Annotated in this window: 18 protein-coding genes; 4 read left to right on the top strand and 14 right to left on the bottom strand. The window is 43.9% G+C overall.

The features are described from left to right. Positions 1 to 276: 276 nt before the first annotated feature. Positions 277 to 1521 carry a LysR family transcriptional regulator gene (locus AC3RV5_RS15205; protein ID WP_489728456.1) on the top strand — a complete coding sequence of 415 codons (1245 nt, stop codon included), beginning with the start codon at positions 277 to 279 and terminating at the stop codon, positions 1519 to 1521. Between the two features lie 352 nt (positions 1522 to 1873). On the opposite strand, the gene istB is transcribed toward AC3RV5_RS15205, so the two are convergent. The 4 genes from istB to AC3RV5_RS15225 form a co-directional block, all read right to left on the bottom strand. Next, positions 1874 to 2653 (bottom strand): IS21-like element helper ATPase IstB, encoded by a 780-nt coding sequence (istB, locus tag AC3RV5_RS15210; RefSeq protein ID WP_489728457.1) that lies wholly within the window; start codon positions 2651 to 2653, stop codon positions 1874 to 1876. After that, the gene (gene istA, locus AC3RV5_RS15215) at positions 2650 to 3669 is read right to left on the bottom strand and encodes an IS21 family transposase (protein WP_489732082.1); all 1020 of its coding nucleotides are present in this window, start codon (positions 3667 to 3669) and stop codon (positions 2650 to 2652) included. Before istA ends, istB begins: the two co-directional genes overlap by 4 nt. A 202-nt stretch (positions 3670 to 3871) precedes the next feature. Further along, positions 3872 to 4402 (bottom strand): MarR family winged helix-turn-helix transcriptional regulator, encoded by a 531-nt coding sequence (locus tag AC3RV5_RS15220; RefSeq protein ID WP_489728458.1) that lies wholly within the window; start codon positions 4400 to 4402, stop codon positions 3872 to 3874. Between the two features lie 402 nt (positions 4403 to 4804). Further along, entirely contained in the window at positions 4805 to 5668 is an 864-nt protein-coding gene (locus AC3RV5_RS15225) for a DUF8021 domain-containing protein (protein WP_489728459.1), read from the bottom strand. 462 nt (positions 5669 to 6130) lie between these two features. On the opposite strand from AC3RV5_RS15225, the gene AC3RV5_RS15230 reads away from it, so the two are divergent. Beyond that, entirely contained in the window at positions 6131 to 6727 is a 597-nt protein-coding gene (locus tag AC3RV5_RS15230; RefSeq protein ID WP_489728460.1) for a cupin domain-containing protein, read from the top strand. A 141-nt stretch (positions 6728 to 6868) separates the two neighbouring features. Here AC3RV5_RS15230 and AC3RV5_RS15235 read toward each other — a convergent pair whose 3' ends face one another. From AC3RV5_RS15235 to AC3RV5_RS15265, 7 genes are all read right to left on the bottom strand, one after another. Beyond that, the gene (locus AC3RV5_RS15235) at positions 6869 to 7057 is read right to left on the bottom strand and encodes a hypothetical protein (RefSeq protein ID WP_489728461.1); all 189 of its coding nucleotides are present in this window, start codon (positions 7055 to 7057) and stop codon (positions 6869 to 6871) included. 148 nt (positions 7058 to 7205) lie between these two features. Then, a complete protein-coding gene (locus AC3RV5_RS15240) occupies positions 7206 to 8546 on the bottom strand; it encodes an NAD(P)/FAD-dependent oxidoreductase (protein WP_489728462.1) in 1341 nt (446 codons plus the stop codon). 122 nt (positions 8547 to 8668) lie between these two features. Further along, positions 8669 to 9217: a GNAT family N-acetyltransferase gene (locus tag AC3RV5_RS15245; RefSeq protein ID WP_489728463.1), complete on the bottom strand. Its 549-nt coding sequence runs from the start codon at positions 9215 to 9217 to the stop codon at positions 8669 to 8671. A gap of 10 nt (positions 9218 to 9227) precedes the next feature. Next, on the bottom strand, positions 9228 to 9752 hold the full coding sequence (locus tag AC3RV5_RS15250; protein ID WP_489728464.1) for a hypothetical protein: 525 nt from the start codon (positions 9750 to 9752) through the stop codon (positions 9228 to 9230). A gap of 3 nt (positions 9753 to 9755) precedes the next feature. Next, entirely contained in the window at positions 9756 to 13043 is a 3288-nt protein-coding gene (locus tag AC3RV5_RS15255; RefSeq protein ID WP_489728465.1) for an nSTAND1 domain-containing NTPase, read from the bottom strand. Positions 13044 to 13237: 194 nt separating this feature from the next. Beyond that, entirely contained in the window at positions 13238 to 13693 is a 456-nt protein-coding gene (locus AC3RV5_RS15260) for a ricin-type beta-trefoil lectin domain protein (RefSeq protein WP_489728466.1), read from the bottom strand. A gap of 38 nt (positions 13694 to 13731) precedes the next feature. Further along, positions 13732 to 14349: a hypothetical protein gene (locus AC3RV5_RS15265; RefSeq protein ID WP_489728467.1), complete on the bottom strand. Its 618-nt coding sequence runs from the start codon at positions 14347 to 14349 to the stop codon at positions 13732 to 13734. A gap of 530 nt (positions 14350 to 14879) precedes the next feature. Between AC3RV5_RS15265 and AC3RV5_RS15270 the strand changes: the two genes are divergently transcribed. Then, positions 14880 to 15431 carry a hypothetical protein gene (locus AC3RV5_RS15270; protein ID WP_489728468.1) on the top strand — a complete coding sequence of 184 codons (552 nt, stop codon included), beginning with the start codon at positions 14880 to 14882 and terminating at the stop codon, positions 15429 to 15431. A gap of 78 nt (positions 15432 to 15509) precedes the next feature. On the opposite strand, the gene AC3RV5_RS15275 is transcribed toward AC3RV5_RS15270, so the two are convergent. Further along, positions 15510 to 15725 (bottom strand): TIGR02450 family Trp-rich protein, encoded by a 216-nt coding sequence (locus tag AC3RV5_RS15275; RefSeq protein ID WP_489728469.1) that lies wholly within the window; start codon positions 15723 to 15725, stop codon positions 15510 to 15512. A gap of 844 nt (positions 15726 to 16569) precedes the next feature. Here AC3RV5_RS15275 and AC3RV5_RS15280 point away from each other — a divergent pair. Then, positions 16570 to 18201 carry an FMN-binding glutamate synthase family protein gene (locus AC3RV5_RS15280; RefSeq protein ID WP_489728470.1) on the top strand — a complete coding sequence of 544 codons (1632 nt, stop codon included), beginning with the start codon at positions 16570 to 16572 and terminating at the stop codon, positions 18199 to 18201. An 87-nt stretch (positions 18202 to 18288) separates the two neighbouring features. On the opposite strand, the gene AC3RV5_RS15285 is transcribed toward AC3RV5_RS15280, so the two are convergent. Together AC3RV5_RS15285 and AC3RV5_RS15290 are read right to left on the bottom strand one after the other, a co-directional pair. Further along, a complete protein-coding gene (locus AC3RV5_RS15285) occupies positions 18289 to 18468 on the bottom strand; it encodes an aldehyde dehydrogenase family protein (protein ID WP_489728471.1) in 180 nt (59 codons plus the stop codon). A 457-nt stretch (positions 18469 to 18925) separates the two neighbouring features. Then, entirely contained in the window at positions 18926 to 20152 is a 1227-nt protein-coding gene (locus AC3RV5_RS15290; protein ID WP_489728472.1) for a threonine/serine exporter family protein, read from the bottom strand. Positions 20153 to 20320 lie beyond the last annotated feature (168 nt).

The raw sequence follows: 20320 nt of genomic DNA on the forward strand, positions 1-20320 counted from the left end.
ACATCACGGCGATATTGTTTGGTCTTTTGTCGTGGTTAAAGTGGAAGGAAATAGGATGAACGTTAACAATAGAAGTAGTTTAAAATCCATATGTCGTGAACACGCCGTTGATTTTAAGCCAAAAAAGTAAAAACTCCTTCCAAATAGCGATGAAAAGCATTTGATAACTGAAGCAAAAAAGTTGTTTATACTGAGTTGAAATGCCAACCCAACATTGAAGTTGTGTTTACCGAAAAAATTAAATATGTTGTTAATATTTGGAAGTAAAAGCCTAGAATGATAAATCTTGATCCGAATGGCATACCAGAGCTCAGCTTGCGTCAACTGCGTTTTTTCATGTGTGTGTATAAGCTGAAAAGTGTGACAAAAGCAGCACATGAACTGAATCGCTCTCAAACCGCTATCACCAAATCCATTACCGATTTAGAGAAGTCATTGAATGTCAGCTTATTCGATCGCATGGCTACGGGTATGATTGCTAACGCCTATGGTGAAGCTTTTGCAACTCGCACACAACGTGCGATATATGAATTCCAAAAAGCAAGTAAGAGCTTTGCAAGCTACTCTAAATTGCACATGAATTCTGAGAACAACCCTATATTTTCGATGGATGTGAGTTACAAACGCTTAGCCGCATTTATTTCTTTGTATCATTGTAAAAACGTTCACAGCGCCGCCGAACAGTTGAACGTCACAAAAGCGGCAATATACAGCTCCGTAAGACAACTTGAAGTATGGTTGGGTATCTTTTTATTCGAAAGTGAACCCCACGGTGTCGTTCCAACCCCTTATTGCAACGTTTTAGCACAACACCTTAAATTAGCATTTTCCGAGATACGGCACGCCTTAGAAGACTTGGCTAACTTGGATGGCATTACCAGTGGATCAGTTAAAATTGGCACCTTGCCATACACCCGTACATTTCTGACTCCCCAAGCAATTAATTTATTATTAGATGAGCATCACAACTTAGATGTTTCCACCCACGAAGGTCCGTATAATTTACTCGAAGTATCCTTACGTAATGGAGACATCGACTTTATCATTGGGGCAATTCGCCCATCTGAAAAAGACAGTGATCTGAACACCGAAATCCTATTCGAAGATAAATTATCGGTTATTGCCCGCTCGAATCACCCGTTAATGGGTCGCAAAAATTTATCTTTAGAGGATGTATCTAACTTTGGTTGGGTGCTACCAGAATTACACACGCCTTCAGGTATGCTTTTTCTTGAATTAATGAAAACTCACGGCCTTCCTATTCCTGCTCACTCAATCCATACAAGCTCGTTATCCATGGTTCGGGGCCTATTAATGGGCAGTGACCGCGTGACGCTGCTGTCTAAACATCAAATTTACTATGATAGAAACCATGAATTACTCGACGTGTTACCAGTAGATATTGGGGAAACTTATCGTCCCATAGGGATCACTATGCGCCGTCGAACAGAACCCTCGCCAGCGGCACAATTATTCCTTAACAAACTCAGGCAAGTTGCAGACTCGGTTAGTGAACATTGAGTTTCAGCACTACAAAAATATAGCTCGCAAAAAAGGCCATCGGGGCTTTTCTGAAAAACAAAAACCTCAAATTGTCATCTTCTTTGAAGCGCAAGACTTATCTGAGGCTTTTTCTCAGCTATAACGGTGCTCTCAATCATCAACCAAATAAACAAACCTCAATCCTGCATAACTGCAGTTGGGCGAGGAGTTCAATTTTTTATCAAATTGATCCGAAAAGCAAAATATTTAGGCCCAATCACAAGCGTTAAATAACGGCTATTTTATAGGCTGTCAACGGCAACGTAAAACTGACCCACTAAACTGCTAAAATCGGTAAAGTAAAATTGACCCACCCTTAGCGTTTTTTACTTTATTTGGTTTCTGTAATTGCAGGAGTTATTCCTGCTGTTTTCTTTCCTTTTAATCGATAGCTATTGCCAGATATTTGTATGATATGAGCATGATGAAGCAATCGATCTAATAGTGCAGCGGTAAGTGTTTGATCATCTGCAAATGCCGTTGACCATTGTGAGAATGGTAAGTTGCTCGTAACAATGACGCTGCCATATTCATATCGTTTCGCTATCACATTAAAGAAAAGATTGGCTTCTTCTCGTCCGAAAGGTAAGTAACCGATTTCGTCAATTACCAACAACTTTGGTCCAAGTACACTGCGCTTTATATAGTTTTCAAGGCGATCTTGTTTCTTTGCCGTAGCCAGTTGAAGCATTAAATCGGCAGCGGTAATGAAACGTACTTTTATCCGTTTTTGTATTGCTTGGTAAGCATAGCTTAAGGCTAAATGGCTTTTACCAACGCCACTTGGCCCAAGCAGTACAAGGTTTTCCGCTCGTTCGATGAAGCTCAGCCCCGTTAATTCCTGTAATTGTTTTTTCGGAGCGCCGGTTGCGAATTTGAAGTCATATTCGTCGAAGCGTTTTATGGCCGGTAAACCAGCAAACTTCAATAGCGTCTCGCGTGTTCGCTGCGCTCTAGCATCAAGCTCCACATTCAACAGCTGCTCAAGGAAGTCCGCTAAGGTATTATCGGTTCCCGCTGTCGTATCAGCTATCGCAGACCATTCAACGGCCATCGTATCGAGTTTAAGTGCTTCACAAGCACCGTATATTCTGTCCATTTGCAAGTTCATAGCGCCACCTCAATGAGTTGGTCGTAAGTGCTCAACGGATGTTGGAAGCTTTCAATCGGTAAAGCATGTCGAGTTATCGGTGCAATGATATTGGCTACTATCGGTGTTGTTGGTAATTCACTTAGCACCAATTTCTCTTTTATTAACAAGACTTCTGGTTTCTGTTTAGTTGTGCCGTGAATGCGCTGATGTGCGACATCATGCAGCCACTGACCGATTTGACCATTAGCAATGTCGACGTCCAGTTCCAGTCCTGCTTGTTTCATTGTGGCAGCCAGAGGCGTGATAAAACTGTGTTTTAAATAACCATTAAAGCGTTCTACTTTACCCTTGGTTTTAGCCCGATATGGGCGGCATGCGCGTAATCTAAAGCCGTAGTCAGCGGAGAGTTGTAGGAGCTTGCTGTTCCAACGATGTTTGCCATCACCATAAGCATCTCGTTCAATCATGATGCATTTGGCATTATCAAACAGGATTTCCTTGGGTACACCACCAAAGTAATTTAGTGCACCTTCAATACCCGCTAACCAGTCTTCTAGCTTTTCATATTCGCTGAAACAAACATAACTAGCTCGACTGTATCCTAATGTAGCGACAAAGCCTTTTAGTTTGTTTCTGCCACGCTTGATCGTCGTAAAGTCAACTTGCATTTGTTGACCTGGTGCCGTTTCAAAACGAACCACAGGATCTTGGGTTGCGGGCTTGAACTGACGAACATAGATCTTCACTAGTCCATCTTGTCCTTCATACCCTTGCGTTTGAAGCTCTCGAAACAGAACAATTGCCGGTATCCAGTGCGGCTTGGCGGCGTCTATTCTTTCTCGAAGATAAGGTTTAAACGCATCCAATATAGATGGCCTTGCTGCGCGAGGTCCATAGTCTGACGACCTAGCCAAATCTCGTAAATAACTTCTCACCGTATTACGAGATATGCCTAGTTGACGGCTAATACTTCGAATACTGCAACCTTGTCTATGTAACACATGTATATCCACTAATGACTCCTGATCTAACATTGCATTCACGCCGCCTCTTCATTTTCAGAATCAGTGGCAATTGTGCCTCAGGTGGGTCAGTTTTAAATTACCGTTAGTGGGTCAGTTTTACATTGCCGGTGACATATAGGACAAAGCCTGAAACAATGGTTTATATTAAAATTAGACAATCGATTATTCTAAGGTTAATTCTGGCCATCTGTATATCTGGCCTTAATGGTGGTTATGTACGCTCGCCTTCCTCAGCAATACGCTTTAACTCGTTGGCATTTTCGAATAATCGATGTAAGTAGGACAACAATTGCAATGTATCTGCTTTGCTGAAGCCACTTAATATTGCTTCTTCTCTCTTTTGAGTCATTTTTTGAATATCATCATGAAGACTTGCCCCTGCTCGTGTTAAATACCAACAGCGATAAGACGGATGCTTTTCGTGAGGCGTACTGAAGATTAAATCTCTATCTTCCATTTTGCGCAGCGTACGGCTAATAGCTCCAAGATCGAGGCCCATTATTTCATTCATATGAGCGCCGGTTGACCCTGGCTCGTTAGAGATAACGACCAATAAGCGAAACTCAGAAATAGAGGTATCAAACCATTTTCGATAGCCTGCCATGCCCGTTGACTGGATTAAATTACCGACAAAATGCACTTGGCTAAGTACAGACGTGTCCATGTCGATTAGATTTATCGGTTGACCAATACACGTCTCAATACTAACCGTCTCTTCATTTTTTGCTGGTTGCGTTGACATCTTTTGGACCTTTTTTAAATATTCACGGGAACAACGCTATCTGGAATCAACGATGTAATTGGTAAGTCGCGCACACAGTATCATACAGCACTGATTGCCTTCTATTTTCATTAGCAAGCTGCACTTTCATCATTAGTATTCATAGGCATGCCAAGCACCGCTCGACATATTAGATAAGGTTACTTACTTTTTATTTCTTTATATACAGGGGGTTATTACGCTGGATACCTCCCCTGAACCTGGCATTCTGAAACGACCAACTAAAATGCTAAGCCAAGCAATCTCCAAATTAACAAGTAAGTCTTTTACAATTTTACAGCTCAAACTTTCGAGCTGTAAAATTCTAAGCATTAACACCAACCCATTAATTCACCGATATTTACGCTTAATAAGTAGTCTGCGCTAATGAGTAAACCCAAGAGTTTGTTGCTTAGTAAATAGCCCAATGTTATCAATATTAACGATTGAACCATTAACAATCTTAAATACTTCCGAAACGTACATTGAACCTAATTTATTTTCACTGATGAGTAACGTGAGACCAAGCACAACGCCACGTTCAGCATCTATCACCGGAAAGCGATGTTCAAGCGATGGCCCCCAAGGAGGCGTCCCAGCTACGCTGGTATAGCACGTTTTCAGTCCCCCTTCTTCCACTGTGTTTGTTGCAACATTAGTGATTTGTTGTCCGCTGTGAAAACGGTTACAGCTCTCAGCAAAGTCTGATTTAAGAGGATTGTGATCCGTGAGATTTTGAAAGTATCTTCTAGCAATGGTTTCGAGTTCAATTCTGCTTGAGCGTTGTTTTTCAGGTAAGGGCTCATATTCGTTCATGCTTAAGTTAAAAACGTAGTCGCTTACGACATGCTCTGTGGTATCAGAGCTTAATTCAACATCTGCAATTCGGCCGTTAATAACTTTGAGGCGAGTAGATATGTAGCCTATTCTATCTCCGGATAAAACGACACCTGTCCTAGCTACAACATTGCCGGTCAGCGCATCAGTAAAGGTAATTTTTGATTTTACGTCCACAACTTGCCCCCAAACTGTTTCTTCAATCCCTACACGCTTTACATTTTCTCTGATCTCAGAGGTTTCAGAAAGAGAGATATCTTGATACTTTTTTTCAAGCATTGATTGCATAAAATTATCCATAGTATTGTTTAGGCACTTCACGTCGCATTCTTGGCTGTAGGAGGGAGCACTTATGCAACCACCCAGAATAATAAGTAAAAATACCGGCATGACTAGTTTGTTGGTACGCATAATAGGATCCTTTTGAAGTGATTATCGCCAATAAATGATTAGGCTAAATAAGTAAGTAAACAGTCAATAAAATGTCTGTTCTGGCGCTAATTCGCCCGATTTATACTAATCAGCAATTGCACGCACGCCATAAGTGCCTTGAATGTATGGGTAGTAAAAATCGTTACTATTGCAATATAAAAGAACTGAAGCCTAATATCAACCACATTGCCATGACAACAAGGGATTCTGTAATTTTACTGCTTCTCATTATATTAAGAGGATGAATGATTATTTGATACGCCACCTATATTCCATATAGTAAAATGTATCGTTAACCATCCGAAAACAGCGCTTTTTTCTTATGTTTTCATGGAAGAATGGAAAACAACATAATTTATAGCCATATTGTTATTGCAATATGCAATATATAAATGCATATTGTTTTAATCTTAACAAGGATATTCCTATGCGAGGTGGATAATGAATTTATTAAAAGGGTTAAAGGTTATATCGTCGGTTGCTCTACTTCTTGTTCCGCAAGTAGTATTTGCGCAAGAACAGGCTGAAAAGCAAGTTAATGTTTCACAGAAAAAAGTGACGCCTCATGTTTGGCATATAAAGGGGTCGTCTGCAGGTCTCGATCGAAATGGTTGGTTTGTCGGTGAGCAGATCGAAGTAAAGTTGAATCAATACGACACTGAGGGTCGTTACAGCATCATGGACTTCACTTTCCCAAAAGGTTTCGATTCATCTCCTGGTCATTGGCATGCTAGACATGCTGAAACCTTTATTCTTACCAAAGGGCGAATGGAGTGGATGGTTGAGGGCGAAAAGAAAATTCTCAATCCTGGGGATCTCATTTTCATTCCACCAAACACTCTACACTCTGCTAAAACTTTGGATCAGAAACCTGTTCAAGCAATTTTCATTTCAGATCCAGCAGGTTGGGAACGAAGCATTCCACGTCGTAACGAGCTAACAGAAGAGCAATTGAATGATCCCGAGTACATGGATAAATTCAACGAAAGCATTGATTACATGTTTGATCCCTTGCGCGAGCATGATCACAATAAATAATATTATCATGGGCTACTGATTTATCATTGGCCTTATCAGTTTGAGTTTTCTGCTCATCAATTGCAGTGCTTTTTCGCTCCAATCCGTAATATGAATTGACCCTCGGCTTTTGCTAGGGTCAAGCTCCCCTCCACTGTATATTCACTGCAAAAGTGACATCATAATATCCATGTCGTAAATGATTAAAGTGGCAAGCATGCCATCCTGAATATAGAGATTGTTCAATTGGCCCTCTGTCGAGTCCTGATTGATTATCTTGGTTCCGGCACTGGCACCGTTAGGCAGCCATAAAGCCAGGGTTAAAGCAGAGATTAATAAGCTGTGAAACATAACGAACGGCCCTGTTAGTTAATTTTCCTTAAGCTTATACCAAGAAGGCTAAATTTGAAGTTTGAATGAGCGGGTGAGCTAATTTTTTCTGGCAGTTCCTTCATTCCCTCGCAGGTTAAACGCCAGATCCACATATTAAGTCAATGCATCAACCCCAGCGGTCTTTTAACCAACCATAATGATAATAGCCCCATTGCCCAAGCCGCCTTGCGCCGGCGAACGGGAATGCCGGTAAGGGTTGTTGATACAACGGCAGATTAGGTAATGTCTCGCCGGCAATACTTTGGGCTAAGCGATAGGCCGCTTGGCTGCTAAAAGACACCCCCGCCCCACAATACCCCAGGCTATAACCGACTCCTTCTTTGCTGTACACATGGGGCATATCATCCATAGCCGCCGCAATCCAGCCCGTCCAATTATAGGCAATGGCTTTATTGTGCAAACTTGGAAAGCACTTATCTAAGGCTTGTTTTAAACGTTGACCATACACTGGATTGGCGGCATCTTTGCCCCACACCGCGCCGCGCCCACCGAACAACAATCGATTGTCTGGCAATAGGCGGTAATAGTATTTCAAGATCCGCGTATCCATAGTGACTTGACGGGTATATAGGCCGGCTTCGGCTAATTCTTCGGTGGTCAGTGGCGCGGTGACAATTATATTACTCAGAATAGGCAGAAACTTGTCATCCACTCGTGGATTAAAACGTTTAGGCGTGTAGGCATTGCCCGCCGTAATGACTTTATTGGCCAGCAGCTCACCTTTATCGGTGAACAAGCGATGTTTACCGTCCTCTTCAACCCAATCCAGTACACAGGATTGCTCTGAAATTCTTACGCCTTGGGTTTCAACCATGGATTTATAACCGAGCAATAACTTTAACGGATTCAAACCAAAGCCATCTTTAAGCCTTAACGCACCATAAGCCTGATGATGATTTAAATAACGGGCACATAATTCATCCTGAGAAATAAGCTCCGCACCCGATTCACTGCTATCGGCAAGGTATTGTTGAATATAATCTGCAGCCCCTTTTAGCTGGCGCAATGCTTTGGGGTTGTGTGCCACTTTTAAGTAACCGGCTTCTTGAGGCTCACAGGCAATATGATGTTGTTGAATTAAGCCGTCAACTCTGGCCACACCCTGGGTGAACTCATCATAAATGCCCTTGGCGGTGGCTAGATCCCAGCGCTTGGCCATGGCCGCATACCCCAAACGGCCTGAGCCTTTTAATACAAACCCGGCATTACGAGCGCTGGCCCCAAAGCCGACTTGATTTGCTTCAAGCACGTGACAATCAATATTGAACTCACTGGCAAGATAATAAGCACTAAGCAGCCCGGTATAGCCGCCTCCTATTATCGCCACATCGGTTTGTTGACGCCCTTCAAGACAAGGCAATAAGGGCGATAATATCTGAGTACTCGCCCAATAACTCGGGGCCAGAGGTTGGTCATGGGGATGGGAATTAATCAGCGGATCGTACATAGTATTCTTCTTATTATATTTGTTTTAACCTCTTCATCCTTGACGCTGCATGTTTAGTGGCGACACTCATTTGCCAAGCTAGTTAATGTTCTGATCAACTCCTATCAGCATGCTAGGCAAGATTAGAATTTTAGCAACATTTCACAGGCAACACAGTGGCAGTCGTCACCGCACAACACGCACTCATAATCGCCGGTGTATCTTTTATGCCAGCGCTGGGGATGGAGCTTAATTAATTTGCCGCCGGCCTTAGTAAAATAGCGCACCGCGGCATTATTTGGGCTTTGCTGCCATAGGTGGCTTACCCCGGCTTTTGCGCCTTGGGCAATCGCCGCCGCTTTCGATGCCGCTAATAATTGCCCGCCAAGCCCCTCGCCTCTGGCTGCCTCGGCTATGGTATTAGATTTGAAATAACACACCTGCGCAATGTCAACGCCCCATAATTCAACCGTGCACCACTGATCTTGCAGCCATTGGCCAGGGGCATAGGTTAACCGAAAGCCTATTAGTTGCTTATCTTCTATGGCCACGAAACTGGCATTAATGCCATTTTTGATCCCTTGCTGGTAAATCTGCTGCAACTCGGCCATGTCCATATAGCCACTGCCATGCACAGTTTCACCTAAACTTAACACGGCAGCAAAATCAGCTAGGGTCAATTCTCTTATCATATACACCTTATTATTGTGGTCGAATTTCTATTTCCGGATCGCAGTTAATTTTTACTTTTACGGCTTTATTTGTCAGTTGATCAACATAGCTATGTTGCACCCATACGTCTAATGCCAAAATAACTGAATCATGGGTTTTCCATATGCCACCAGACTTATATTGCATTTTATTGCTCAAATAAAAAGAAACGGAATTTTCACTCCATTTTTCCATGTCAAACCTCTGCCCTCGACCGATATAGTCTTCTTTGCTTCCCCCGCGTCTGGCGTGGATCCAGCTGAACTTATAATCCGCTGCTTTTATTTGTGCGGAGTTAGCTGGCTGATTTAAATTGAAGGTTATCTTTACCGGACCATCATCAAACTTTTGACTAGGAATAGTCAATTTACCGTTAACAAAATCCTTTCCGTCATAAAGAAAGAAGTACTTCTCTCCTTCTTCAGTACCCTCTCCAGGTTTCACTAAGCCCTCCGTCTGCATAAGGTTATCGCTCCACACCGAAAGGTTGAGTGTATATCCGTCATTTTTATTCATTTATCATTCCTCATTAAGTGATGGGTGGGTGTTTCTATAGCGGTTATATATGTCTCTTAGGTGAGGATGTACATAGCCCTTCCTTTCTAGATAAAGCAGAGTTCCCCAGGATTTATCTAAATCAAATGCTATAAGTGAAAAATAAAATTCAGACAATTTTGAATTGACATTTTTTTCAACTTTTTTGGCTTTCATCACTGCGTAGCGCTGAAGTTCATCTGCCTCACAACTGGTTAGTTCGCATTTCAGGTTGAGCTCCGCAGCTAAGCGCGGGATGGATTCAATATTAAAATCCCAGCCGGGAAAATCTATGTTTAAAAAATTATGACCCTTTAATTTCTGTTCATAGATTATCTTTACGCTGAACATTTGTTGTTTTACGAGAGCGTCTTTAGTTTTTTTGTACGCCACTTCAGTAAGCTGCACAAGCTCGAGATCTAATTGCTGAATATTTTTTTGGTAAAGTAAGCCAGAATCCCAGTAATAGAATAGCAGGGTGGCGATTGTCGTCATCCACACTTCGTTTTGCGGCTCTTGTTTGGCTAATTTTTTTGCCAGATTTATCCCTTCGTTAAGCGTTTCTCTGGCTTTGTCGCCGTTGCCTACGGCTAATTGATTGTGTAAGAGAAGGTTGGCGGTAGACAGAGCCTGATAAACTTTATTGTAATCATTGGGATTTTTAGACAGTAATTTTGTGGCAATGTCGTGGGCTTCTTCTGCTAAACGTTCAGCGGCTGTAAATTGGTATGTTTGAAATTCTACAACCGCTAAGCCTAATAGCGAGCGTCGTAATGAGGTGCTCGCCTCAGGTTGAGTCGGATCTAAGTCCAATATTTTTCGTTTTAATTGGATTGAAGAGCGAAAACTACTTGTAGCCCTGTCGTATTGATTGTTCCTTAATGCCAAGCCACCGATATTATGCTGTGCGGAGCTCACTTCCAGCATCCACTTGAGATTATTTTCATCCCGAGCAAGGAGCTGCTCTGAATAGCTTAAATATGCTAACCAGTCTTGCATAGCACCGGGGTAGTTTTGTTTAACGTAGGAGATCACGCCTAACCAATAATGCATATTGCCTTTTAAAAACAACAACTGTTCGCTAACACCACTTTCGGATCCATGAGCAGCAAGTAAGGCTAGGCCCTTGGCTAATTGAATCTTCGCTTGCTCGTAATCGCCCCGGTTAATACTAATTTCAGCTAACAATTTGAGTGAATTGGCCTGACGAAGCTTGCCGCCGGTTTCAATGCCAGCATAATAATCCAAAGTTTTCTGCCCTACCCCTTCAAGCACATCTAATTTACCTATAGGCTCTAACTGGCCACGCAGGTCGCCTAACATATAATCAACCAGGCCCTCGGCTTTATCGCGTAGCAGCGTTGCCTGATTTGTCTGCGTTACGGCTATCAGGGTCTGATTGTTGGCATGTATTGCCAGCCCGCTTGCCATTAGTGCAAGCACAACCAGGCTGACAATGGCGGCCGTTTTAAAACGTTGGCCTTTTTTCTGCCGTTGCTCTGACAACTGAATGAATTGCTGTTCAAGCTCTGTCAGATGCAAATATGTTTGTCTGGAAATCCAACGGGCATCATCCACTTTTTTGCCCGCGGGTAATAACATGTCCTGGGGTTTCCCCTCACTCAACCAGCGGTTGCAATCTGTGGCCAGTTGCGTCCGTTTTAACATCGAAGCGCGGTTGTCCTCGGCCCAGTCGGTTATCCTCTGCCAATGTTTTAGTAGGGCTTCATGGGCAACACTGACACGTTTGTCATTGCCATTTTCGCCTATAGCGATATCTGATTCGCTGACAAATAAACGCGCATTGACAAATTGTTGAATGAAGGTCAAATCCTGGGGGCTGGTGAAATGGTCCAGCGGTACTTTTCGCGCCGTCAGCACGGTTTGATTCACGTTATTGATGGTCACGAGCTCGTGCATCACACTTTGCCAACTAGCTTTAGTTTCTATGCTTAACGATTGATAGGTTATCTCGGCCTGCCTCGCAATGGCCCCCTCTACCCCGCCAATGTCAGAATAGGCAGACAACAGCAGCGTGTTGCCCTTATCCCGGCGTTGGTAAAGTAAATCCAGGGTAAACTCCATTAATGGTAGCGCGTCGGGGTGGCCTATTGCAGCCTCTAGCAGTACCTCGTCGAGTTTTTCTCCTGTAGCTTGATTTTCTTCGAAGCTTAAACCTGCAGATATTGCAGGCAGACGGATCATACGCGCTATATCGGTGGCATTGGGCGACTGCAGGTCATATTGTTGCCCTTCGTCTTTTAGAACGGCAAAGCCCTTCACATCCATACTGGCGGCGTAAAAATCATTCCGGAGTAATACGATCAGGATCAGACGTTGGGTTTTAACCAGCTCATTAAGAAAAGCAATTAAACGTTCCAAATCATTGCCGGATAACCTGTTGTCTTGCAAAACTTGTTCGAACTGATCAATTACAATCAGTTTTTGCGGGCGAAGTACTTGAGCCTTTTGGTTTGGCTCTTCAACAACGTCAGACGTAATAGCGCCATCATTTTTCAGCACTTTGTTCAGGTGTGAGGGATGCTGACTCAAGTCATTAGCATGTGCATCGAGATCCCAGGTTTGCGCCAACATACCCATATCATCCAAGGCGCCAATAAGCTGCCTAAAAATACTGGTAACCTGGCCTCGTGTGGGTGTAATAACTTTATACTGTTCGATTTTTATACCGGCCAACCCTTCGTTACGGGTTAAAAATGGGATGACACCGGCACGTAGCAATGAGGATTTGCCGCTGCCGCTCTTGCCCATCAGTAGCAGTAATGGAAAGCTGTCATCCAGAGCATGGTTTAGCTGATGAACAACCTCGGCTATTGCCTTGTTACGACCGAAAAATATTGCAGCATGCTGGGGCTGAAACGTTTGTAGTCCAAGATAGGGAGAGCCGTTTGTCCAATTTTCTAGCTGATTTAAGGTACTCCAACGCTGGCGGCCGTCTAAGTGCACCACATGAGCAACAATGCGATACCCTCGGCGCTGGACGGTTTCGATATAAATAGGTTGACGGGAGTTGTCGCCTAATTTTTTACGTAACATGGCAATGCACTTTTGCACCGGCGCGTCACCGTAAAATGTACCCCGCCAGAACTCGATAAGTAGTTGTTCGGTGCTGATCACTTGGCCAGCATGTGCCGATAAATACGCAAGCACATCCATCATCTTTGGTTCAAGATGAACGGACACGCCTTGACGAGTCAGTGAATTCAACGATGTGTTGACTTCCCAATCGCCCAGTTGAAAAGTTTCGCTCATGTCTACAGATATCCCATATCCATGGCAACTTGTGCTGCAACCCATTGATAATACGTATTTTTGAGTCATCAATTTGCCACGTATGAGTCTAAACCGAGTCGGGGAGTTTGCAACCTTATTTGTCGTTTTTTGCGCACACACAATGGCTGCGTGTACCGGCGTGCAAAAGAAAGAGCACGTCGGTACAGCGTCATTTAATAACGAATATCAGCTATTTCAACTGTCTCATCGTCACTGTCAGTTAAATGATCGAGAATGATAAAATCATATGCAGTCTTATATCTGGAATACATAAAATTACAATGTATCAATACAAGATTATCTTGCGATTTTGGAGAGCTGAGGCATTTGCCGCTGTGCTTATTTTTAATCTTACCTGTGGTTGTGATCACCCAGGTATCGGTGTCGTCCATACGACACGGGGCGTAAGATAAGTTTTTTGTTCCACTACGATTATGGCCGTAGGTAGACAAACACTCTGACTGGTCATGATTATAAATAACCACATATTTATCGGCAGAATTGGGATTAATAATACCAATTTTCATTAACTTGGTGAAACTTGCCGCCTGTGCACAAGTGATAAACAACACACTAAATACACTGATGACGGATACAATAAACAACGATTTTTGAATGGAATTTTTCATGATATTTTCCTGCTAAGTATAATCGTGGTTAATCCACGTTATTTGTGTAAAACGGTTAATCTGTCGTTTTCAGCCTGTTCAAGGGTGATACCTAAAGCACTAAATGATGCAATGCGTTTAGAGTTTCCGACAAAATCAGACAAGGTAATGGTGTTGCTTATATCGGCCCAGGCGATGGAAGAAAATTGGTTAGTGGATATGGGCAAGGCGTAGCTGTGTTTTCGCTCAACGGAATAAATACGCGGCCGTGATCCGGTATATTGGTGCGAAATAAACAACAACCATTTACTGTCGCCCGACCACTGGGGTGAGTACTTGACCTTGGTGTGCGAAGCGGGCACCGATTCGAGTAAGCTAATGGCCTTATATTGCAGATCGTAAAGCCAATGTTGACGATCTTTAGTGGTAAATGTCAGGTATCTATTATCCTGGGACCAGGTAAGCTCACTGACAGTCTTGATTCGCGGTAAATGAACTTCTATGTCAATATCAGCAGTATCTGAACCAATAACTAACCACTCAGGCTTTTGCATGTAGGCAAAATACCCATTGTCTTTGCGTATAGCGGTTTCTGTTACGATGGCGTTTTGTGAAAATGCGTTTGCGCTGAAAAAACAGATCAGGAAAACGCTTAATGTGAGCTGTAAATTTTTCATCTTTTTTCCTTGGGTAAATAACCAACTCAGACAAAATGACGTGACTACATAGTCAATCTCGTGCTGTCTCATAACGTGATGTTGAGTTGATTATGATCCCGGCTCACTAAAAAGTGTTTACGGAAACCTAACGGTGTAATTAGTCATCATGAAGTCATGCTTACGATAAATTTAACTAGATAAAAAACAATAAGTTGATAAGATTTTTGGCAGTATAGATATTTTGATGGGTAGTGATATTTGGTGGAAAGATATGCATGGTTTTGTGCAGGAAATCCCAAAGAAATGTTCAAAGGCTAGCTAGATGTTTGTTCATTCCAGACGAAACGAGGTGGTGAAGGCCACTCATTGCGCCAAGCTGGGCATCAGGCGCACCAGCTTTTGGGTTTTAGGCGTCAAACTGCCGTGGAATTTAAACAAACATATGGAAGGCGAACAGGATATATTATTAGGTTGTATTATGCGATGCCGCCCTCATTTAGTATCACACAAACAATAAGCAAATAAAAAAATAGGCGAGACGAGACGAAATGAAAGTAATATTAGCGGTATTTATTTTAATAGCGGCAACGGGATTGATCTGGTTTACCAATCAATCGGACGAGGCCGCATTATCAACGGAATCCACCCAAATACCGCTAATTTCCCGTCAGGAAATACTTGAAGCGTCTGACTTGGTCGATGGCGTAAAACAGGCTGTCATGCAAAACGATGATAGAGCCATTGAAGACTGGCTGGAAAAAGCCGCCGATTTAGCAGAAACCGCCGGACTACCAGAACAGGACGTTAATTATTTTCAATCTGATATGGCCGAGAGTTATGTCATATTTCAAGCAAAACGCAGTTTGTTCAACGACGCTGTGGAAAAAGCTTATTACGCCCTTGATGATATAGACGCGGCAAAAGCACAGTACCCTGAAGCCCAGGACCTGTTTGCCGAGGCGGACCAGCTTATCACGGCCAGAAATAGCATAATTACCCAAATCGCCACTGAACTGGCTGAGGATGTTCAGCCTGACGAGCAAACAATGGATGAAGCACGCAAGCTGTGGAAACAACGTTTTGCATCTAAATCACAATGAGCCATTAGCAAAAAACATAGCCTTATAATTTTATTGTGGCTCTGGCTTAGATATTGAGTACCTCTGATAAAAATCCGGCTATTTCCAACCTTGGATCCAGTGTTGGCTATCCGTTAATTCAAGCCACCTTATCGGCTGTGCCCGATTAGACAAAATAGCTTCGAGAATACAACAGATAACCCCACCCTGTTCATCGAGCTCGACCTCAGTAACCAAAAAATGTTTTTCTCGGTTAAGGGGCCTTACGGCCGTCCATTTACTGTTGTGTAATTTTTTTGGATTGATTTTATTCACTAATGGTTTCTGCAAGTTAAACGAGCACCAGGGTACTGCTTTGTATGAGCGAAACCTTAGTTTGGATCAGGTGGTAATACCCAAATTTTTTAGCCTTTCGTTCAAGCAAGCACGTCTTCAATACTTGAGCCGTTTAGCCCACCCTATTGCCCCCGAACAGCTCTATGATGTTCGTTCATTTGAACGACAAAATTGGCAGGAAAATTTCACAATATTAGCTTTGAAAATCAGTGCAATGCTGAATGATTGAGTCTAACTTTCCATTATTTCAGGGCAAGGATGGCGCTGTTTGGTTTGTTAATCAGCCCCGGGCGTCAGTTGTTTTCACGTACCATTAAATGGATGTTTGCGCTTTAGACCGGTAATGGGTGTAACTCAAATTCATCCTGCATATCCTAGTTATTGACGAACGCATTGAGGGTCAGCCGGTCAACTAAAAAACCGTCAAGGTGGCCGTTTAATAATAACGTCACATTTTGTTCAATATCGAATACTTCACTTATGTGGGGCTGATATTCCCGATGAGTAATCAGTTTTTAGTACTCCTTGCCGTAAAAGTAACCATTTTCAACTCTATAGGGTGCAGAAAAATAGTAGAACGCCTGCCTTTTGACGGTTAAGGAAGCCCCTATGGCCAGATCCACCACCTCCGATTTGACGTAGCTAATATGCATGCGTGTAGTGTATTTTCTCGGCAGATCTAAACCTATATTGCCTAAACAGTTGAAATATACTGAAACACAACCAAGTAGACTATTCACCAGTAACTGGAATACTTGAACGAATACCTTCTCTGGCAGGGTCAGATAGATACTGACCCAATAACAAATAATAGTGAGCAACAATGGAAAATAAATTGAAAAAAATTGCGACTTGGTCAGCCGTAGTGGTCCTGTTACTGAGTTTACTCTGGCTTCCCGCGCTATGGTTATTTGTCGTGCTTATCCCCATCGTCGCTTTAGGATATTACGACTACCATCAAACCAGTCACAGTATTTTACGCAACTTCCCGGTAGTCGGCCATGGTCGCTGGTTAATGGAACGCTTTCGCCCCTTCGTTCGCCAATATTTTTTCGAATCTGAAACAGATGGCACACCTATCAGTCGTATGTTTCGTTCACTGATTTATCAGCGTGCCAAAGGCAGCCTAGATTCAAACCCTTATGGCACTAAGCTAGATACCCAAAGAGTGGGTTATGAATGGATAGGCCACTCTATGGCGGCCAAACATCATGACGCCAAGCACCCTGCACCTCGTATCAAAGTGGGTGGCCCCGATTGTAGCCAACCCTATGAGGCGAGCTTTTTTAATATCTCCGCTATGAGCTTTGGCGCCCTAAGTGACAATGCCATACGTGCATTGAATAAAGGGGCGGCAATTGGCGGCTTTTATCACAATACGGGTGAGGGTAGCGTTAGCGACTACCACTTGGAAAACGGAGGTGACATCGTATGGCAGATAGGCACTGGCTACTTTGGCTGCCGTGATAAAGAAGGTAAGTTTGCCCCGGATGCATTTCAAAAAATCGCCCACAATGATGCCATCAAGATGATTGAAATCAAACTCAGTCAAGGTGCTAAACCCGGCCATGGTGGGCTGCTGCCAGCAGAAAAAAACACTAACGAAATCGCCCGTATTCGACTCGTTGAACCCGGTACCCAAGTGGATTCACCGCCTTCTCACAGTGCGTTTGATACTCCCCTTGAAATGATGCAATTTATTAAGCAGTTACGGGAGCTCTCTGGGGGCAAACCCGTGGGCTTCAAACTGTGTATTGGTCGGGCCAGCGAATTTGTGGCTGTGTGTAAAGCTATGCTTGAAACCGGCATTAAGCCAGATTTCATTACCGTCGATGGGGCGGAAGGTGGCACAGGTGCAGCGCCGTTAGAATTTTCAAACTCTGTGGGCATGCCGCTGCGTGAAGCCTTGTCATTTGTGTCTGATGTTTTGGTTGGCTTTGACCTTAAAAAAGACATACGCATTATCGCCAGCGGTAAAGTTTTCAGTGGTTTTCATTTGGTGAAAAACCTGGCACTGGGCGCAGATATTTGCAACAGCGCCCGGGGCATGATGGTTGCTCTGGGTTGCGTGCAGTCATTGGAATGCAACACCAATAAATGCCCCACAGGCATCACCACCCAAGATCCCAAATTAACCCGGGGCTTGGTGGTTCCCGATAAAGCCGAGCGTGTGGCGCGCTATCACAAGGCAACGGTCAACTCCGCCCTAGAAATCATCGCTTCTGCGGGTTTGCGCAATACCTCTGATTTAAATCGCTCGCATATTTTCCGCCGCATCAGTCAAACAGAAGTACGTCGCTTCGATGAAATCTACGTCAGCCCAGTGCCAGGCAGTTTCTTTAATAAGGAAGCACCGACCAAGTTTGTGCAAGCCTTAGCTGAATCCTGCACAGAAAGTTTTTATCCTAAACGCTATGTGGCAGAAACCACTGAAGGCTTAAAGGAAGTCAGTTAAGGAAAAAATACGATAAGCTGTATAGGATCCAGCTTATCGCATAAAACACACAAGTTTGGCGTTGGCAGCAAACTTGTATGGGCGCTACTACTGGTCGATAGCGATAAGCACACTTTTTTGATGTAAGTTACTCAAGTAGGCTTGACGCCTTAAATCCTTCCCTATACCCGACTGTTTATAGCCACCGCTAGGAATAATAAAATCGGAACTTCGACCATATTGATTCCGCCGCACCGTCCCAGCTTTAATCGTTTTTATTGCGCGCATCACACGGTTAGCACTGGCCCGAAAGTTTCTTGAGTAATCGCTGGTCCGTCTGCACTGGCATTGTTCAAAATAGTCAGTTGATAGGTGCGGTTTTTAAGCTGACGATAAATTGCCAGCCTATAAGTAACTCAGCCTCTCCCGCACTCAAGGTGTTTTTTACTGTTTGATCTATCTGCGGCGCCTGATTACCATTTATAATCGGCGAAAACTGGTATCGGTTGACCAAGGCAACCGTCAATCAAACGCAAAATATTGTCAGGCCCTGGGGAGATCACCGAAGAAGGTGCAGACACTATTCGCGTAAAGCTGGCGACAATTTCATTTTAAAACCCGGCATTGTCGGCGTGTGGAACACCCTTGAGCCCCTGCGCAAAATTTGGATCGTGGCATCGGCTCGTCGCTTAGCGAAATGGGCTAAATACCAGGTGACACCAGCAAAGGCGCTAAGCGTAAACCGCTATAGCGCCTTTTTGGTGGGCATGACGACGTTAGCGAATATCAGGCCGGCGATCAGCGACATAAAAATCAAAAAGGTTTCCTGCCCGATATGTTCCGCCTGCACGAAGTCTCTCCCAGAGACAAAGGAATTCAAGCCAATATAAGTCTTCGAGCCAGGCACCAGCACAATTAACCCCTGCATACTGACCAATGACGCAGGTGCATTGGCAATTCGGGTAAACAGGTTGGCATAAATACCCAGGGCAAACGCCCCCACAAAAGTACTCAAGCCTTGTTCCAGATAAGCTGAGCTCCACACCGTAGCGCCATAAGCAATAAAGCCAGATAACAGCGCCCAGGGAATATGTTTGATGCGAGTGCGAAATATCACCACCAGCGCCGAACACAACAAGAATATCGCGAACCAGGTGGTCCATTCAGGTAAGGAGTGCGCCTCGATAAATTCATTGGGGCCAAACAGGCCAAAGCCGATACTAATGCCCAAAAACGCGCCGAAATACAGTTTAAATAGCTGCATCACGGAATCCATCACCCGAGCCGTGCCTGATACCAGATTACGTGATGACAGCTCCGCCAAACCTATGGTCAGTGCCAGTCCTGGCACCAAAATGATCACCGACGATAGCACCATCAGCGGAATATTGATCCCCGGATCCAGGTAACGGCTAATGGCGCAGGCAATTAACCCTGCTAAAAAGGAAGCGGCAGGCTCTAACATTAAGGTCACGCGCCTGGAAATTTGTGACCAAAGCACTAAAAAATAGACCATCAGGCCGATTAAGCCGGTCCATAATATTTCCGGCCAGCTGGCCCCCATCAACATAGCAAAGGCCCCAGGCGCGACACAAAAACCTAATCCGGTTAGTACCTTACCGTAGGGGCTGGGCATGACGTTGATCACATCCAACTGAAGATCAGCTTCGGCCAAAGATACTTCGCCCGCCAACATTCGATTAGCCAGCTCATCCGTGCGTGACAAGGCATTCATGTCGTAATCACCGGGTTGTACCCGGGCGGAATGGTTGTATTCATCTTCGTGCCTGTCACTCCAAATCACGAAAGTGAGCGCCGTGGGCGTGGCGATAAACGAAGAACGCACCCCCAAATGAGTGGCCACTTCGGTCAAGTAGGCTTCAAGACGAAAAGCGGGAGTACCGTATTTGTGCAGCATCTTGCCCAGCTTGACGATAAAGCGACGAATTTGGATAAAGTCAGCAGTATTCACAAAAAACCTTAGTCATGGGCCAAAAAACATTCACTGGCATCACATTATTAATGGCGCGGATCCTAGCGGTTGTTGGGCCACTTAACAACGCACATTTTTTATGCAGGGTCGGTTAGAAAAACTAATAGCTGCCAGGGATACATTAGGGCAAAACATTACGAGTAATTA

The sequence above is a fragment of the Paraglaciecola sp. IT1134 genome (genome assembly GCF_058068185.1).

Bases quoted from the DNA above. Each gene is read 5' to 3' on its own strand.
- AC3RV5_RS15205 (WP_489728456.1), top strand. From the start codon at position 277: ATGATAAATCTTGATCCGAATGGCATACCAGAGCTCAGCTTGCGTCAA.
- istB (WP_489728457.1), bottom strand. From the start codon at position 2,653: ATGAACTTGCAAATGGACAGAATATACGGTGCTTGTGAAGCACTTAAA.
- istA (WP_489732082.1), bottom strand. From the start codon at position 3,669: ATGTTAGATCAGGAGTCATTAGTGGATATACATGTGTTACATAGACAA.
- AC3RV5_RS15220 (WP_489728458.1), bottom strand. From the start codon at position 4,402: ATGTCAACGCAACCAGCAAAAAATGAAGAGACGGTTAGTATTGAGACG.
- AC3RV5_RS15225 (WP_489728459.1), bottom strand. From the start codon at position 5,668: ATGCGTACCAACAAACTAGTCATGCCGGTATTTTTACTTATTATTCTG.
- AC3RV5_RS15230 (WP_489728460.1), top strand. From the start codon at position 6,131: ATGAATTTATTAAAAGGGTTAAAGGTTATATCGTCGGTTGCTCTACTT.
- AC3RV5_RS15235 (WP_489728461.1), bottom strand. From the start codon at position 7,057: ATGTTTCACAGCTTATTAATCTCTGCTTTAACCCTGGCTTTATGGCTG.
- AC3RV5_RS15240 (WP_489728462.1), bottom strand. From the start codon at position 8,546: ATGTACGATCCGCTGATTAATTCCCATCCCCATGACCAACCTCTGGCC.
- AC3RV5_RS15245 (WP_489728463.1), bottom strand. From the start codon at position 9,217: ATGATAAGAGAATTGACCCTAGCTGATTTTGCTGCCGTGTTAAGTTTA.
- AC3RV5_RS15250 (WP_489728464.1), bottom strand. From the start codon at position 9,752: ATGAATAAAAATGACGGATATACACTCAACCTTTCGGTGTGGAGCGAT.
- AC3RV5_RS15255 (WP_489728465.1), bottom strand. From the start codon at position 13,043: ATGAGCGAAACTTTTCAACTGGGCGATTGGGAAGTCAACACATCGTTG.
- AC3RV5_RS15260 (WP_489728466.1), bottom strand. From the start codon at position 13,693: ATGAAAAATTCCATTCAAAAATCGTTGTTTATTGTATCCGTCATCAGT.
- AC3RV5_RS15265 (WP_489728467.1), bottom strand. From the start codon at position 14,349: ATGAAAAATTTACAGCTCACATTAAGCGTTTTCCTGATCTGTTTTTTC.
- AC3RV5_RS15270 (WP_489728468.1), top strand. From the start codon at position 14,880: ATGAAAGTAATATTAGCGGTATTTATTTTAATAGCGGCAACGGGATTG.
- AC3RV5_RS15280 (WP_489728470.1), top strand. From the start codon at position 16,570: ATGGAAAATAAATTGAAAAAAATTGCGACTTGGTCAGCCGTAGTGGTC.
- AC3RV5_RS15285 (WP_489728471.1), bottom strand. From the start codon at position 18,468: ATGCGCGCAATAAAAACGATTAAAGCTGGGACGGTGCGGCGGAATCAA.